This is a genomic window from Afipia sp. GW821-FHT14H12 (assembly GCF_058803465.1).
The window spans coordinates 1-15,910 of the sequence record NZ_JBXAOZ010000001.1; the positions used below are offsets into that span (position 1 = coordinate 1).

The window sequence follows — 15,910 nt, forward strand, 5'->3', positions numbered from 1 at the left end:
ACCGGCATGTCCATCGCCCGCAGCACCCGATCCGGAACAGGGCTCGGACCCGGGATTTGAAGAAAATGGCGCCCTTGAGCATGGGTCATATTTCAAGCCTTTGTCTTTAATGTTTCTTCTACCATCAAAATATTGCATATGATATTTTTGACAGCAAATTATTTTTGCATACAAAATATTTCTGTCTAACAACCTGAGGCAAAGCACAGCTGAAAAGATGCCCGGCCTTAAAAATCTATAATATATTGAAAATAAACATGAATTATTCATGTTCGAGGAAACCCTCACCGCGCTCCGCGACCATATCATCCAAGGCGTTACCCCCCGCTGGGCTAGGCCGCAGGGCGCGGCCTGACCTGGCTGAGGTTCTTTTCAACCCCACTCAGCATACGCGGCTTTGTCTTCAATCCTTAAGAATATCAAGCAAAATTAAGTGCCAAACCGACGAAGTGCCCCGTGGGAATTACCTATATTTTCAACTTCATTTTTGAATTCATTTTTTAGTATCAATATACTGTTTGAATGCAAAATATTGGGTGAAGTGGCCCAAGAGCTTAATCGGTCTGTCGGCCGTTCATGGGATTAAGGCCAGTCCTGAAATTCGTCCCCGGCGAGACAGAGAGACCACTCTATTTAGAGTCGGAAATTGCAGCTGCGCGACGCAAGCACCGGAAAATACAAAAACATAAGAAGAGCTGTTAGATTGCCTCCGGTTCGCTTCCCTCCCCGATGGCTTCTTCCATGATCATTGCATCCCCCCTGGACTACCGATCCGCCGCGCAACACCGTCTTCCTCGTTTCCTGTTGGATTATATCGAAGGTGGCGCCGGCTACGAGCAGACCCTGCGATCCAACACCGACGACCTTCAAAGGGTGAATATCAAACAGCGCATTCTCAGGAACGTCGGCGACCTGAGTCTGAAGACGGAATTGTTCGGCCAGCAACTGGCAATGCCGGTCGCCATCGCTCCCATCGGCTTGATGGGCATGTGCGCACGCCGCGGCGAGGTCCAGACAGCCAAGGCGGCTCAGGCGAAGGGGATTCCCTTCACGATGTCCACGGTTTCGGTGTGCTCAATCGAGGAAGTCCAATCGCAGAGCCGTCAGCCAATCTGGTTTCAGCTCTATGTTCTCAAAGACCGGAAATTCATGAAGAACGCGCTTGAGCGCGCATGGGCGGCCGGAATTCGCACTCTCGTCTTTACCGTCGATATGCCGACGCCGGGCTCCCGCTACAGAGACCCGCATTCGGGCATGTCAGGCCCGTACCGCTATCCCAAGCGCATCCTGCAAGCCATGTTCAAACCGGCATGGGCCTTGGATGTCGGCATCATGGGACGCCCTCACGATCTTGGAAATATTTCGGCTTACACAGGCAAGGTCGTCGGCCTGGAGGATTACATCGGCTGGCTCGCCAACAATTTCGATCCCACGATCGGCTGGTCCGATCTCGAATGGATAAGAGAATTCTGGAAGGGGACGATCATCATCAAGGGGATACTGGATCCTCAGGACGCACGGGATGCCGTGTCTTTCGGCGCAAACGGCATCGTGGTTTCCAATCATGGCGGAAGACAGCTTGATGGCGCGGCATCGTCGGCACGCGCTCTTCCCGCGATCGCGGATGCTGTGGGAAATGACCTTACAATACTGGCCGATTCCGGCATTCGCTCCGGGCTGGATATTGTCCGGATGCTGGCGCTCGGCGCCAAATCGGTTTTGTTGGGGCGCGCCACCATTTATGCCCTAGCTACGGCAGGCCAGTCAGGCGTGGAAAATCTTCTTGATATGCTGGCCAAAGAGATGCGCGTCGCAATGACACTGATGGGCGTCAACTCCATTCAGGAAATCAACCGAGACAACATCTTTCAAGACAGCCTACAACTTTAGGGCCGTCCTCAAACGACGCAGATTCAAGAATCTGGACATTGCGCATTGAGCCAGTGAGCACAACTCAGCAACTGGCCATCTTCGAAAGGCTTACCAATAAGCTGAACGCCAACCGGAAGACCGTTTGCCGCTTTCAGCTTTGGCAAGGACACACACGGCCCCCGCAAAAACGTCCAGGCTGCATTCATGTTCGGCGAGCCGGTCGACGCCAAGCCTACCGGCGCCTCTTGAGTAGCGGATAAGGTTATGAGTGCATGAAATTTTTCGAAGACCTTTTGCATTTGTGCCCGCCCGACTTTACCAACAATCAGCGCACGCTCATACGCCTCCTCGGTGACAGCCTCCCCCCTGCTCAAAACATTCTGGAACTCGGCGCTTAAACGATCGAAATGTTGCGTACGTTCCCAAGTGAAATTTCGATACGCTTCAGCATCGTGAACGATTTGAGCCGCGCGCAGGATCTCCGATAATGTCGAGCGTAAATCCAGATTCTCAATAAAAGCGCCTTCTTCCCGAAGGCTGTCCACGTATCTGCCTATACGATCCTGCACGCCGGCATTCGCATCGTCCCACCCCGGCCCTTTACAAAAGGCAAGCCTCGGCTGTTTTTCGTTCGGAATCCTGGCAGGAGCAATTTCGTTCGTCAGTGAATAGAACACCCGCTCGACATCTTCCAGGATCGCCCCGAAAAAACCTACTGTGTCGAGTGTCTCCGACAAGTTCAGCACGCCGGATCTGCTGACTCTTCCATATGTCGGCTTGAAACCAACGATCCCGCAATATGAAGCTGGCCGAATGATCGATCCTAGTGTTTGCGTTCCCAGCGCCACACGTACCATCCCGGAAGCGACAGCAGCCGCAGAGCCACTCGATGATCCACCCGGCGTATGATCCAGATTATGAGGATTCCGAGTTGGCCCCGGAAACGCCGAGGCAAACTCAGTCGAAAATGTTTTTCCCAATATCAAGGCGCCTTTTTCGCGCAGCCTTGCAATCACCGCGGCGTCTCTGACCGGCCTGTAATCTTTGTAGATTGGCGAGCCATATGTCGTCGGCATATCCGCCGTCTCAAAAATGTCCTTAGCCGCAACAATGACTCCGTATAGCTCCTCGCCTGCTGCGCGATGATCAATCGCCATTGCCTCTTCCAGAACCGATTCTTCATTCAGATGGGTCCAGGCACGAACTTCAGGCTCTCGTGTTTTTATGGCGCGAAGCGCTGCTTGAGTTTGCTCATAAACAGAGACCATCGTTGATTACCCAATTCCCGTTCAGTCCAAAATTTTCTTGGATTGACCATCTTCATAACGACACGGGCGCGACATCACTTTCAACGGCTGCTCGCAGTAAATATCTCAGGATTTGATCATGTAGGTATCAATTCGATCTTCCGACTTAAACCGTCTCGGATCTGTCTATCCTTGAATTCCATTCACCGCATTTCTTCGCCTTCGAGTACGCCAGATTCTCATCATAGAGTATTTTTCTCTGGAATTTCGTCCATGCCTGTTCGCCGGAATCATTGGTCAGTCCTGGGCTATTCAAGAAACCCAGCTACCCCAAACGAAGCCCCATCACGACATCGATCACGGCATAGAGTGTCTGGCGGATCGCCCCTGCCGATCCCGGCCAAACGAGGATTAGCCACTAATCGCAAGCCAGAGTATCGCGGCCCGCGTGCTCTAAAGCCGCCGGATTTCAGCCTTCCAATTGTCCGATAAAACGCACCTCACGCGCGGTGCTTCCAGCGCAACGTGGGCATTGGATTTGCCCTTGGTTTGCTCTAATTTCTTGCGAAATCTGGGGACGAATGAATGGGCCCGGGTTCGCCAAATCATCATTCTGAATGCTTTACCACCATAGCCGCAGTGATTGGACAGCCCTATATTCTGTCTCTGAGTCCAACGCAGACCATACCAAGAGCATTTTTCGTGTGGTCCGTCTTCGAAGTAGATATCGATCTCGTCGCACTACGAGCAGCACTCGAATTGGCTGAAACGAGGATTTACGAACAGGCGGAAAAGGCTAACGCATGAGGTTTGAAAAAGTTGGCGTAGTGTTCGATGCATCTGGTCGTGCCGACTGGATGAATTCACACACCTATGTGCCGACGGCTCTTCTGCTTGATGACAGCACGATACGTGTCTACTTCGCTTCTCGCGATAAAGATCAAGTCGGTCGAATTGGTTGGTTCGACGTCGATGCAAATGAACCAACCAAGGTTATAGGGTTCTCTGATCGACCGTGCCTCGACATTGGCGATGATGGATGCTTCGACGACAATGGTGTTACACCGCTTTCAGTATTCAAAGACCACGACGGTATTCGCCTTTATTATGCCGGCTGGCAACTAACACCCAAGGCGAGATACATGCTGTTCACTGGTCTCGCAATCAGCAAGGACGGCGGGAATACCTTCCGGCGATATCAAAAATCCCCAGTCCTAGATCGAAGCCCATCCGAGCTCGTAGTTCGAACCGGCGCGCACATCATGAAGCACAGCGGTCTCTATAAGATTTGGTACGCCGCAGGTTCCGGCTTCGTGAACATTTCGGGCAAACGGGTCCCGACCTATCATCTTGCTTACGCGGAATCTGAAGACGGCATCACTTGGCCCGATAAAGGCATCTTATCCATTGAACCGCAGGCCCCAGACGAATACGGATTTGGCCGACCTGGCATGTTGATACGCGGCGATGAACTCAACATTTTTTATTCTAGCCGCACTTTCTCCAAAGGTTATCGCATCGGATATGCGCGGTCAGATGATGGCAGGACCTGGACCCGCCAAGATCACCTCGGATTAAATACATCTGCCTTTGGTTGGGATTCTGAGATGACATGTTTTGCAAGCATCGTTGAAACACAAGCCGGAACATTGATGTTCTATAATGGCAACGACTTCGGCAGGACTGGCATTGGCCTAGCTGTTGTTTTTTGATTCTTCCGTTCTGGGATGATCCTTTTCAGGACTTGTATTGTTGGTCTCCTTTGATCTGGAAGTATCCGACCAATCGCCAGAAGCAACAAACCGGGACCGGCTTGTTCAAATAGCCCTGGCCCATGCAACGTGGCGCTGATCCGCACCAGTCGGCCGGCCATCTTGGTATGTCGCTGAGGATTCTGCTTGATATGCTCCCCATCATCCGGACTACCTATCGAATGCAGTGAAAGATCGCGTAGCAGGTTGCCGAAGGCCGAATAGAGAAAGGGCGTTCTAGTGCGGTTGTCGATATGAAAGTGCGGACAGTACACCTAGTAGTTTAAAGGCGCCATCTTGAGCTCACTGCAAGCACATCACTAGTGGCTGCTCCCATTTTCAATGAAAATCTCGGGAAACAGGAACAATCCGCACCTGTCGCGGATGACGAACTTTGGGTGAAGTCGGGGGAATTAACTGATATCCTCCTTCAGAAAGAAACTCTGCCTGCAAATACGGGCCCAAAGCGTCGTTCGAGAGTCCGATCAAGTCGGGCGTCGATCGGACAGGCGATCCGCCACCAGAGGGCCGCCCACAACATCCCGCGATCTACGAGATCGACAGGGTCGATAAGCCTTCTGTATGGCTCCTCGGCTTGAGAGCGCACAACTGCGCCGCGAGCCGGATCCGCCGCTGACCACCGCTTTTGTCCCCACCGATCAGATCGGTGTCATTTCAGGCGAATATCTGGTGGCGCGAGCCAACGACAAGCCCGTGCTACGCGTCAATGAGATTGCGGCGAAGCTCGCGGTCCAGGCAAGTGCGGCGGCCCGCAACCCGGGTCATTGAGCACCACTCAACGCCGAGAGCTTATCACGAGAGGTCGGACTTACTTGCCGCGCCAGACCGGCGGGCGCTTTGCGAGGAAAGCATCGACGCCCTCGCGGAAATCCTCGCTGCCGTAAGTTTCAGGCACAAGATCGGCATCGGCCACGCGCGGATCAGACGCCAAACGCCGTAGCATCTCCTTTGTCACGCGCAACGTGATTGGCGCATGACCAGCAAGCCGATCGCATAACTCCCCAACCCTGGCGTCGATCTCTTCGGCCGGAATGATGGAGGCATAACCGGTGGGCAGTTCCTCAACAGCAGGTGTCTCGGCCAGAAGGAGCATGCGCTTGACCACGCTCACGCCCAGTGTGGCGGCAAGCCGCCGCACATTGGACGCGGACAGACAGTTGCCGAGCGTCCGGGCGATGGGCACGCCGAAGCGCGCGCCGGGCGTGGCGATGCGGAAGTCGCATGCATTGGCCAGCGCCATGCCGCCGCCGACCGCCCAGCCTTCCACAACCGCGATGGTCGGAATGGGCAACGCCTCGAGGGCGCTGACGTATTTCTCGACCTTCTCCTCATAAACAATTCCATCCTCGCCGGAAGAAAAAGCGCGGAATTGCTCGATGTCCGTGCCCGCAACAAAAGCCTTGCCGCCGGCGCCGCGCAACACTGCGACACGGATGGATGGATCGCCGGCGATCTTCGCACAGGCCTCCGCCAGCTCTTCGTACATGCGCCAGGTCATCGCGTTGCGCGCGCGCGGCCGGTCGAAAATAAGACGGGCGATAGCGCCATCCTTCGTGAAGCGAACGCCTCCCTGATCCTGTTCGGTGGCAGTCGCCGGAGACTGAGGGCTCATGGCGCGAAAGCTCCGCGGGCGGTGAGATTTTCAATGGCGGCAGAATCGAGACCGATCTCTTTCAGCACCTCATCAGTATGCTCACCGAGCAAAGGCGGATGACGGCGCACTTCTTGCGGCGTTCCGGTCAGCTTCACGGCAAAGCCGATGTTCGACACCTTCCCTTCGTTGGGGTGATCAATCTCCATCCGCATCTGCCTGTGGCGGCCGTGCTCGCTCTCGAAGGCTTCGGGATAGCTGTACATGGTGCCGGCTGGAATGCCCGCCGCAAGCAGGGTTTCCACCCATTCGTCCGAAGATCGCGTCACGAAAGTTTTCTCCAACTCCGTGATCAGTTCCTCGCGATTGGCAAGACGATCGGGATTGGTCTTGAAACGGGGATTCTCGGCGAGATCCTGCCGGCCGATTTTCTCACAGAGCTGCGACCAAAGCTTCTGGTTGGTGGCGCCCATGACGAAATAGCCGTCCTTCGATTTGACGGCTTGATATGGCGCGCTCATGCGGTTGGCGGTGCCGAGCGGAATCGGCTGCGTGCCGCGTCCCCAATATTCGGATATATCCCAAACCGAGAAAGCAAGCGCGGCCTCGAACAGCGAAGCATCGATATACTGACCCTCGCCGGTGTTTTTCGCTCCGATATAGGCAGCCAGCATCGCATAGGTGGCGAACAAGGCGCATCCGATGTCAGCCACCGGCACCCCCGCCTTGACCGGCAGTCCCCCGGGATGGCCAGTGACGCTCATCACCCCGGACATGGCCTGCGCCATCAGATCGAAGCCGGGACGCTCAGCCCAAGGACCTGTCTGGCCGAAGCCGGAGATAGATGCGTAAACTAGGCGCGGATTGTATTTCCGCACCGTTTCGTAATCGCATTTGAGCTTTTTCATCACGCCGGGCCGGTAATTCTCCACCACGATGTCGGCGGTTTTCACCAGTTCATAGAAAAGCTCGCGTCCGGCTTCGCTCTTGAGGTTTACGGCAACCGAACGCTTGTTCCGGTTCATATTGAGGAAGCCCATGCTGTCCGGGCCCTTCATCTTGAACCCCATGGCTCCGCGAGTCTGATCGCCGGTACCCGGCGGCTCTATCTTGATGACGTCAGCGCCAAGGTCGCCGAGCAGCATGCAACTGTAGGGGCCGGCCATGACCTGACAGACATCGAGAACCCTCACACCGGCCAGCGGCAACGGACGGGGAATTGCGTTTTCGGTCTTGTGCTGAGACGTATCGGCCATGGCGCCTTGCTGTTGTCCAAGTGTGCGATTGATCTGTAGACCTTTCTAAGCGAAGCGACGCAAAAGATACAACTCTGCAGAGCGCAATGCGCTCTGCGCTGCACAAAACAAATAATGAGGCCTTCCGTTAGATTGGAAGGCCTCGCCTCAGTCGCAGGGGAAACAGAATCAGTAAATCATCTTCATCAGGAACGTCGCGATCACGATCATGATCGCACCGCCGACGCGCGTCGCGATTTGGGCAAAGGCCATTAGACCCATGCGATCCGATGCACCCAGGATCGCAACGTCGCCTGTCCCGCCGAGGCCCGAGTGACAGGCCGTCACGATAGCCGCCTCGACCGGATACATGTTCAGCCATTTTCCGACAAAAAAGCCGGATGCGACCATAGCCAGCACTGTCGCCGTGTAGATCATGATGTAGCCGATGTTGAAGGACGCTACGAGTTGGTTCCACGAGACGAGCAACGCGCCCATCGCCTTGTCGTCGCCGGTTTTCACCCAGAAGATCTGTTTCGTAGCCGCCCTCGACGTTGGCATGGGCACCTATGAACCAGCGTTGCTCAACGCCGGACAATGGACGTCCCAGAGAGTGGGGGCGAAGTCGCGGCGATGCTCGTCTATGGCAAGGGCGTGATAGCCGTTCAGGATATGAATGCCTGTGGATGCGGGTTTGGGGCTCGGACTATCTATGCCGTTCATCGCGCGTCCCTGCTTCCTGCCATGTCTCGTCCGCGGATCTGATAGCCGCCTGGCAGGCTGAATATCCCATAGTCGGACTGCTTGCACGACGGATCAAAAAGTAACTCTCTGTGGCGTTGGGCGGAGCACAAAAAACGCTTGTCGGCTTATGGTCGTAAAGCATCGCCCTGCCCTGACTGCTATGGGCAGATGGCCATTCTAAGCGCCATTCTTATGGTCCCGCCTTTCCTCCTTTCTCTTATAGGTCACAGCGCGGATATAGCCCATTCAGGCTGTTCCGTTGAGGCAGTGATCCGCCGGGCTCTCCAGCTCGTAAACATACTTGAACATGCCGGAGACCAGATTCGATGTCATTCATAGAAAAACGCAAAATCGGTTCTGAAACATTCTAGCGTGAGCTGCTCTTGGAGCTAGACACTACGCTTTACGATCTTACGCGCCCTTTTACGCTAACAAAACTTTTCCGAAATGGATGGTCGAGTTTTGATTAAGAACGCCCCCTACGAGCATCCGAAGGTGGAATTTGGCAAAATCGGCGTGTTGCTGATCAATCTCGGCACGCCCCAGGCTACCGATCCCGTTTCACTGCGCCGATATCTCGCAGAATTCCTGACAGATCGCCGCGTCATCGAGTGGTCTCGTTGGCTTTGGTATCCGATACTCTACGGCATCGTGCTGAACACAAGGCCGAGAAAAGTCGCAAAAGCCTATGAGACGATTTGGAACAAGGAAAAGAACGAAAGCTACCTGCGGACTTACACACGCAGCCAGGCTTCGCAACTCGCAAACAGATTGTCGGAATTTTCGTCGGTGCGGATCGACTGGGCCATGCGTTACGGGAAGCCATCAATACGCAGCAAGATCCAGGATCTTCAGGAATCCGGATGCGAAAGAATTCTTCTCTATCCGCTCTATCCTCAATATGCGGCCGCGACGACTGCGACGGTGAATGACGAGAGTTTCAGGGCGCTGATCAATCTGAGATGGCAGCCAGCAATTCGCACGGTGCCAAGATATCACGACGATCCAATCTATATCGACGCTCTCGCCAATTCGATCGAAAGTCATCTTGCCACTCTTGATTGGGAGCCGGAGATACTGCTCACGTCCTACCACGGCATTCCGATGTCGTATTTCAAGAAGGGCGATCCCTATCACTGCCAGTGCCACAAAACGACGAGGCTGCTCGGGGAACGTCTTGGCTGGGACAAAGACCGGATAATGGTGACGTTTCAATCGAGGTTTGGTCCGGAAGAGTGGCTGCAGCCATACACCGATAAGACCGTCGAAGAACTGGCAAAAAACGGAACAAAGAAAATTGCAGTGATCAATCCAGGCTTCGTTTCCGACTGTCTCGAAACTCTCGACGAGATTGCAGTGGAGGCGAAGGAAGCTTTTCTTCACAGTGGCGGCGAACGGTTCACTCATGTGCCGTGCCTCAACGACGGGACGGACGGAATGAAAGTCATAGAACACGTCGTCAGAAAGGAATTGGCAGGTTGGGTGTAAGGCGCGGCTAGCTACGACGAACAGCTTCCCGAGCCAGCACGCCCGATAAGGCCGACCCTTTTTGCTACAAGCATTCCATGAATGCGCGGGCCGCTTGCGTGATGGTCTTCTCGCGCTCTTTTGGCATTTGGTTGAGGGTTCGATAAAGCATGATGATCCAAGGACTTTGCTCAAGACATGAACGGTTCTTGATCAAGAATTCCAGCAGAGAAAATTGGACGGGTACGCAGCTTCGCCCGTCGCGATCTTGGTGTCGCAGGTGCAGGTGCGGCAACGACCGGACATTCGGCCGATATAAGCTCCGGACGCAGCGTAGGGTTTTGAGGCCATCAAGCCGCCATCGGCGAACAGGGCCATCCTATGAGATGGCGTGGCTGAGTTGCGCCTCTGCTGGTGCTGCCATTCTTCGGCGTGTCGCTAACGTGCGTTCACAAGCATGAGGGACGGGAAGATGTTGCCTGCGCCCACCATAATAGATGACCTCAGCGGGGAGCCTCTTGTGGCTACGATTGGCAGCGTCTGGCGACTTGTTACAGACCAGGTCATGGGTGGAGATTCCAAAGGAGTGATAGGTCGCGAGGTGATCGCTGGTCGGGCCGCCATCCGTGTGCGCGGAGACGTCAGCTTGGAAAATAATGGAGGATTTGTTCAAGCCGCACTCGATCTCTCGCCGACAGCCGATGTGGTGGATGCAAGTGGCTGGGACGGAATTGCGATCGACGTGTTTGGCAATGGCGAGCTCTACGGCGTTCACTTGAGGACGGACTATTTGGCAAAGCCGTGGCAGTCGTACCGCCAAAATTTCACGGCATATGCAGATTGGCGGACCGTCGTTTTGCGGTTCAGCGCCTTTGCTCCTTATCGCACTGATATTCCACTCGATAAACGTCGGTTGCGGCGTATCGGGCTGGTGGCCATAGGCCGAGCCTTTCAGTGCGATTTTGCTATCGGCGGATTGAGTTATATTCGCGCTGATATTCACGACTGAAAGCTGCGAGAAGTCATCTAGGCGACAAACCGATTTAGATTCGCGGACCTACCTCAAGTAATCAATGGAGCCGATTTTGTGTCTGCTGGGAGAAGACAAAGGGTTCCTCAAAAAATTTTTGCTTCTTCCATCTAGGCCGTCAGCTTTTGGCGAGAACATAAAAGTCCACATCGATAGTTGCGGCCCTGAAACCTGCCTCGCAATAACATAGGTAATAGTCCCAGAGCCGGCGAAAGCGCTCCGGAAACCCCATTTCGGTGATGCTGGGCCATGACGCCAAGAAACGTTTGCGCCACTCGGCCAGTGTCGCGGCATAGCTCTGGCCGAAACTTTGTGTTGAAACGAGCTTGAGGCCGGCCTGTGCAACTTGTTCGATAATGATCGCTTTCGTTGGAAGCATCCCGCCTGGGAAGATATGACGCTGAATAAAATCGGCGGAACCGCGGTAGGCCTCGAAGCGAGCCTCGTTAATCGTGATCACTTGCAGGACCGCTATGCCGCCGACGTTCAGGCGATCATGCAGGGTTTTGAAATAAATCGGCCAGTACGCCTCACCGACCGCCTCCAGCATCTCGATCGATACGATCCTGTCATAAGAGCCTTCGATGTCGCGATAGTCGGTCAATTCCAAAGCAACTCTGCCGACCAGAGCTTCCTGTTCTACGCGCTGTCGAGAGAGTGCCAGTTGCTCCGACGACAGGGTAACACCGGTAACGCGAGCCCCTGCGCGGGCCAATCTCACGGCCAACGCGCCCCAGCCGCAGCCAATTTCAAGGATATCCTCGCCACCGCGGAGGTCCAGGAGTTTTTCGATTCGTGACAGCTTGGCTTCCTGAGCGTCTTCAAGCGTCTGGTTTGGATGCGCATAGAGCGCAGAGGAGTACGTCATGCTCCGATCGAGCCAGCACTGGTAAAAATCATTGCCGAGATCGTAATGAAGCGAGATATTCCTGCGGCTACCCGCTTTACTATTCGCGTGCCGTAAATGCCGCGCGCGATTAAACATGCGGACAGGCCAGAAACCAGACATCTTGCGATCGAGCACGGCGATGTTTCGCGCTGCCAATTCCAGGAATGCGGCAAGATCGGGACTCGACCAATCTCCCTCGATATAGGCTTCTGCAAAGCCCATATCTCCGTGGCTGAGGAGTCGCCGGATCGCACGCCAGCGGCGGAGAACAAGCGTTGCAGAAGGTCCCGCCTGCGCACCAGAATGCTCAATACGATCACCGGAGGGCAGCACAACCATGATATGGCCGAACTCGATCTGGGCGATCATTCGGCGCAAGACGCGGGCGGCCAAGCTTTCCTTGCGGTCCCCAATCCCGTCCATTGTTCTCGTTTTTCCATCAAAGACCATTCGCTGTTTTCTTCTCTGGATGATTGATCTCAGGACTAGCGCTACGCCCAACGGTGACCGATTGATCGGGTGGCAAGGGTCGACGATGCAGGCGAATGCCCTTCAGCCAAATCAGAAACGCTTCCCAGTAGATTCCCGCGATGACTTTGAATGTCAGCAGTGGATAAACGCAAAAGGCGCGCGCAAGTGAAGCGTCCGTCAACTCCTGTCGGGCAGCGGCCAGCCTGGCAATAATAAGCGGCCCGCTCTCGTCGCGGCCGATGACTGAAACCGCTAAATCCGTTCCCGGAGGCACGACAGAAAACGAATAGACCATGTCGGTGGTCATGAATGGCGACACATAAAAAGATTTTCGGCTTTCTTGCCGGATTGGCCCCTCGATGCCTGAGGGCACGGGAATGAGATAATTGTGGCGCTGCCCGAAGGTGTTGTTGACCTCGTAGAAGATCGCGGAAAGTGATTGGTCGCGTCTGTGACAGAAATAGATGCTTAGCGGATTGAAGGCGTATCCTAGGATGCGCGGCATGGCGAGCAGTTGGATCGGCCCGCCCGCTTCGATGCCCGCTTCCTCCAGGTGCCGCTCGATCCTGTCGCGAAGCGGCATGGTTGCAGCCTCGCCATGATCGCGATCGTGGAAACTAAAGAGGTTGAAACGGTTATGCGAGAACAAGCGAAGCCTGCTTGCCAGAGCATCGATTTCTTCGAGATCGAGCAGGAGATAGAAGATTCTGTAGCGCAAGCGGTGCTGTCTTGGCCGGAGCCTGTGGTGCATCACAGAACCAGCGAAAAGAGCTGATCGGAACTTTGGCATCAGGCTGCCTCCGTCTCAGGCAGATCAAGCTCGCTTTCATATATATGAATTCGCCCGGATTCGTTCCGAACCGTCCATGGCCGCCGCACGCCGCCGATCGCTTCGGCGACCGCGAGACCGGCTTGCAGCCCATCCTCATGAAACCCTGCGCCGAAATAGGCGCCGCAGAACCAGGTGTTGCGGCTACCTTGCAGCGACCAAAGCTGCTTCTGCGCCTCCATTGCCGCGGCATCGAAACGGGGATGGCTGTAACGCATCTGTTTCAAGATTGTGTCGGCTTCAATTTCCTTGTGAGGATTAAGCGTCACGAACAACGGCCGATCGCTCTCGATCCCCTGAAGGCGGTTCATCCAGTAGGTGACCGCAAGCCGGCGGCCGTCAAGGTCATCTCTGGTCATGTAATTCCAGCTCGACCAGACCCGACGCCGCTGCGGCATCAGACGCGTATCGGAATGGAGGACCGCATCGTTGAAAATATATTCGAATGCTCCGAGAAGACGCCGTTCTTCGCTGCTCGGATCGGCCAGCAGCTTCAGTGCCTCGTCCGCGTGGGCGGCGATGACAACGTGATCGAAATGGCGGCGGTTGCCCTCGAGCCCGATGACATCGGCGCCATTTCCGGTACGAACGATCGCTTTGATAGGATAGTTTGACACGACTTCCGCTATGGTCTCGGAGAGCCGCCTGACATAGCATCGGCTGCCGCCAGCGACGGTTCGCCAGACGGGACGGCCAGTGAGCTTAAGCAGCCCGTGGCTCTCGCAAAATCGGATGAACGAAGCCGCGGGATAGGTACCGATTTTCGCCGCCGGAGTCGACCAGATGGCTGCCGCCATAGGATAGAGATGGTCGTTGCGGAATCCATCCCCGTAGCCAGCCGCATCGAGATATTCGTCAAGAGTTATCATGCCCAGTGCCGCAACGTTCCGCGGTGCCTCGCGATAGAAGCGGACGAGATCGCGTAGCATCATCCAGAATCGTGGGCTGATGGCGTTCCGGCGCTGCGCGAATAGACCTAGTAGTCCGGTGCCGGAATATTCGAGACGGCCGTCGTCGAGGGAAACGGCAAACGACATATCGGAACACTTTGTGGAAACGCCGATGTGATCGAACAGAGCCGTCAGGTTGGGATAGGTGTTCTCGTTGAACACGATGAATCCAGTATCGACTGCTAGGCCCCCAGCATCGACGGTGTGGCTGTGTCCGCCCAGCCGGTTATCGGCTTCGTAAAGAACAACCCGGTGCCTCTTGGAAAGCAACCACGCGGCGGACAGGCCGGAAATGCCGCTGCCCACAACAGCAATATCAAGGCTTTGACCCGGGGCCGGCCCGTGTTCTGGTCCGTTATGCCAGTCGGTGGCTGCAATCTTTCCGGTCAAAGGATTTCCCTCCGCGCGTCAAACTGCCAATATTTACGGAACTTGGCGCGTAGCAGATCACCTAACCCGTGATCTGATTGCAGGACGCGGGCGTATGAAGGACAAATGGATGCAGCAAGTTTACATCTCGACAAAAGGCACACGCGGCAGGTCCGTCCCGCAGCGAGGCTTATTGTTTTGAACAAGGCCAGGCAAAAAGAGGTGTTACCTTCTCCTGAGGAACTGATCAGTCTCATATATGCTGTTGCGCGGGAGCAGGATCGAAATGCCTTCGCACAGCTATTCGCCTATTTCGCGCCTCGCATCAAAAGCTTCCTTCTGAGGTCAGGTCTTGCGGATTCCGTCGCCGAGGAAGTGACCCAGGAGGTCATGATCGCGGTATGGCAAAAGGCGTCTTATTTCGATCCAGGTAAAGCGGGTGCCTCGACATGGGTGTTTACGATTGCTCGCAATCAAAGGATTGACCGGCTGCGCCGCACGCAGTCTCGGACAGCCGATAATATTTTGGACCCGAGCGATGAACCCGACATGCCACTATCGGGTGAAGACATCACAATCACGGCAGAACGGGAAGAAGGGGTGCGAAAGGCATTGGCATCCCTACCGAGCGATCAGGCAACGATCGTGCGGCTCTCTTTCTTTGCTGAGAAGCCCCATGCGGAGATCGCTCGAGAGTTGGGCATCCCGCTCGGCACCGTAAAATCCCGTGTCCGGCTGGCACTCAATCGCCTTCGGACCCTGTTGGACAACAATATATGACAATCAATCATCATCCCAGCGACGAAACGCTGATGCGTAGGGCGAGCGGAACGTTGAGTGCCGGCCCCGCGCTTGTCGTATCCGTACACCTTGAAGGATGCACCGTCTGCCGCAACCGTATGGCGAATTTCGAGGCCATTGGCGGAGCAATCCTGGACGAGATGCCACCCGCTCCGCTTGCGGCGGATCTCTTCGGGCGCACCATGGAGCGGCTTGAAGTTGCTCAACCGTTACAGGCGAGAGACCGGCCTACGATCAAGCATCCGGAATTGGGATTGGAACTTCCGCGAGCGATGCAGGACTGCGAGGTCGGCCCGTGGAAATGGCTTGGACCTGGCTTCCAGTGGAGCAAGGTCAAGATCGCCGGCAGTCCGGACGCTAAGGTCATGCTGCTCAAAGGGAGAGCGGGGCTTCATTTGCCAGCTCATGGACATACTGGCCTCGAATTCATGCAAATCCTGTCCGGATCACTTTTGGATGAGCGAGGTCGGTATTTCCCGGGGGATCTCGACGAGGCGGGCGACGATGTCGATCATCGCCCGGTCGTGGGGCATGAATCGGATTGCGTCTGTCTTGCAGCTCTTGAAGGCGACACACGGCTTCATGGATTCCTGGGTCGCCTTTTGCGCCCGTTCGTGGGTTTCTGATCCTGACCGGTGGATGG

General features: G+C 55.3%; 14 protein-coding genes. 7 read left to right on the forward strand and 7 right to left on the reverse strand.

The window, feature by feature from the left end; genetic code table 11:
• The first annotated feature begins 741 nt into the window (after positions 1-741).
• Positions 742-1,890: an FMN-dependent L-lactate dehydrogenase LldD gene (lldD, locus tag AC1RNA_RS00005; protein WP_492949805.1), complete on the forward strand. Its 1,149-nt coding sequence runs from the start codon at positions 742-744 to the stop codon at positions 1,888-1,890.
• 23 nt (positions 1,891-1,913) lie between these two features.
• Here lldD and AC1RNA_RS00010 read toward each other — a convergent pair whose 3' ends face one another.
• Complete coding sequence (locus AC1RNA_RS00010; RefSeq protein WP_492949806.1) at positions 1,914-3,140, reverse strand: amidase; 1,227 nt, start codon at positions 3,138-3,140, stop codon at positions 1,914-1,916.
• A 782-nt stretch (positions 3,141-3,922) separates the two neighbouring features.
• On the opposite strand from AC1RNA_RS00010, the gene AC1RNA_RS00015 reads away from it, so the two are divergent.
• Entirely contained in the window at positions 3,923-4,831 is a 909-nt protein-coding gene (locus tag AC1RNA_RS00015; protein WP_492949807.1) for a glycoside hydrolase family protein, read from the forward strand.
• A gap of 621 nt (positions 4,832-5,452) precedes the next feature.
• Positions 5,453-5,659: a hypothetical protein gene (locus AC1RNA_RS00020; protein WP_492949808.1), complete on the forward strand. Its 207-nt coding sequence runs from the start codon at positions 5,453-5,455 to the stop codon at positions 5,657-5,659.
• 40 nt (positions 5,660-5,699) lie between these two features.
• On the opposite strand, the gene AC1RNA_RS00025 is transcribed toward AC1RNA_RS00020, so the two are convergent.
• The 3 genes from AC1RNA_RS00025 to AC1RNA_RS00035 form a co-directional block, all read right to left on the reverse strand.
• Positions 5,700-6,503 carry an enoyl-CoA hydratase/isomerase family protein gene (locus AC1RNA_RS00025; RefSeq protein WP_492949809.1) on the reverse strand — a complete coding sequence of 268 codons (804 nt, stop codon included), beginning with the start codon at positions 6,501-6,503 and terminating at the stop codon, positions 5,700-5,702.
• Positions 6,500-7,738, reverse strand: a complete 1,239-nt coding sequence (locus AC1RNA_RS00030; RefSeq protein WP_492949810.1) for a CaiB/BaiF CoA transferase family protein — start codon at positions 7,736-7,738, stop codon at positions 6,500-6,502. The genes AC1RNA_RS00025 and AC1RNA_RS00030 overlap by 4 nt, the downstream gene beginning before the upstream one ends.
• Positions 7,739-7,906: 168 nt before the next feature.
• Positions 7,907-8,278, reverse strand: coding sequence for a 2-hydroxycarboxylate transporter family protein (locus tag AC1RNA_RS00035; RefSeq protein WP_492949811.1), 372 nt, complete (start codon positions 8,276-8,278; stop codon positions 7,907-7,909).
• Positions 8,279-8,908: 630 nt separating this feature from the next.
• Between AC1RNA_RS00035 and hemH the strand changes: the two genes are divergently transcribed.
• Both hemH and AC1RNA_RS00045 read left to right on the forward strand, forming a co-directional pair.
• Complete coding sequence (gene hemH, locus AC1RNA_RS00040) at positions 8,909-9,949, forward strand: ferrochelatase (protein WP_492949812.1); 1,041 nt, start codon at positions 8,909-8,911, stop codon at positions 9,947-9,949.
• Between the two features lie 451 nt (positions 9,950-10,400).
• The gene (locus AC1RNA_RS00045) at positions 10,401-10,937 is read left to right on the forward strand and encodes a CIA30 family protein (protein WP_492949813.1); all 537 of its coding nucleotides are present in this window, start codon (positions 10,401-10,403) and stop codon (positions 10,935-10,937) included.
• Positions 10,938-11,076: 139 nt separating this feature from the next.
• On the opposite strand, the gene AC1RNA_RS00050 is transcribed toward AC1RNA_RS00045, so the two are convergent.
• Genes AC1RNA_RS00050 through AC1RNA_RS00060 form a run of 3 tightly spaced genes read right to left on the reverse strand, consistent with a single transcriptional unit; the run spans position 11,077 to position 14,487 of the window.
• The gene (locus AC1RNA_RS00050) at positions 11,077-12,297 is read right to left on the reverse strand and encodes a class I SAM-dependent methyltransferase (protein WP_492949814.1); all 1,221 of its coding nucleotides are present in this window, start codon (positions 12,295-12,297) and stop codon (positions 11,077-11,079) included.
• The gene (locus AC1RNA_RS00055) at positions 12,287-13,108 is read right to left on the reverse strand and encodes a DUF1365 domain-containing protein (RefSeq protein WP_492949815.1); all 822 of its coding nucleotides are present in this window, start codon (positions 13,106-13,108) and stop codon (positions 12,287-12,289) included. The genes AC1RNA_RS00050 and AC1RNA_RS00055 overlap by 11 nt, the downstream gene beginning before the upstream one ends.
• Positions 13,108-14,487: an NAD(P)/FAD-dependent oxidoreductase gene (locus AC1RNA_RS00060; RefSeq protein WP_492949816.1), complete on the reverse strand. Its 1,380-nt coding sequence runs from the start codon at positions 14,485-14,487 to the stop codon at positions 13,108-13,110. The genes AC1RNA_RS00055 and AC1RNA_RS00060 overlap by 1 nt, the downstream gene beginning before the upstream one ends.
• Positions 14,488-14,664: 177 nt before the next feature.
• Between AC1RNA_RS00060 and AC1RNA_RS00065 the strand changes: the two genes are divergently transcribed.
• Positions 14,665-15,246: a sigma-70 family RNA polymerase sigma factor gene (locus AC1RNA_RS00065; protein WP_492951145.1), complete on the forward strand. Its 582-nt coding sequence runs from the start codon at positions 14,665-14,667 to the stop codon at positions 15,244-15,246.
• Positions 15,243-15,893 (forward strand): ChrR family anti-sigma-E factor, encoded by a 651-nt coding sequence (locus tag AC1RNA_RS00070; protein WP_002717504.1) that lies wholly within the window; start codon positions 15,243-15,245, stop codon positions 15,891-15,893. The genes AC1RNA_RS00065 and AC1RNA_RS00070 overlap by 4 nt, the downstream gene beginning before the upstream one ends.
• Positions 15,894-15,910: the final 17 nt, after the last annotated feature.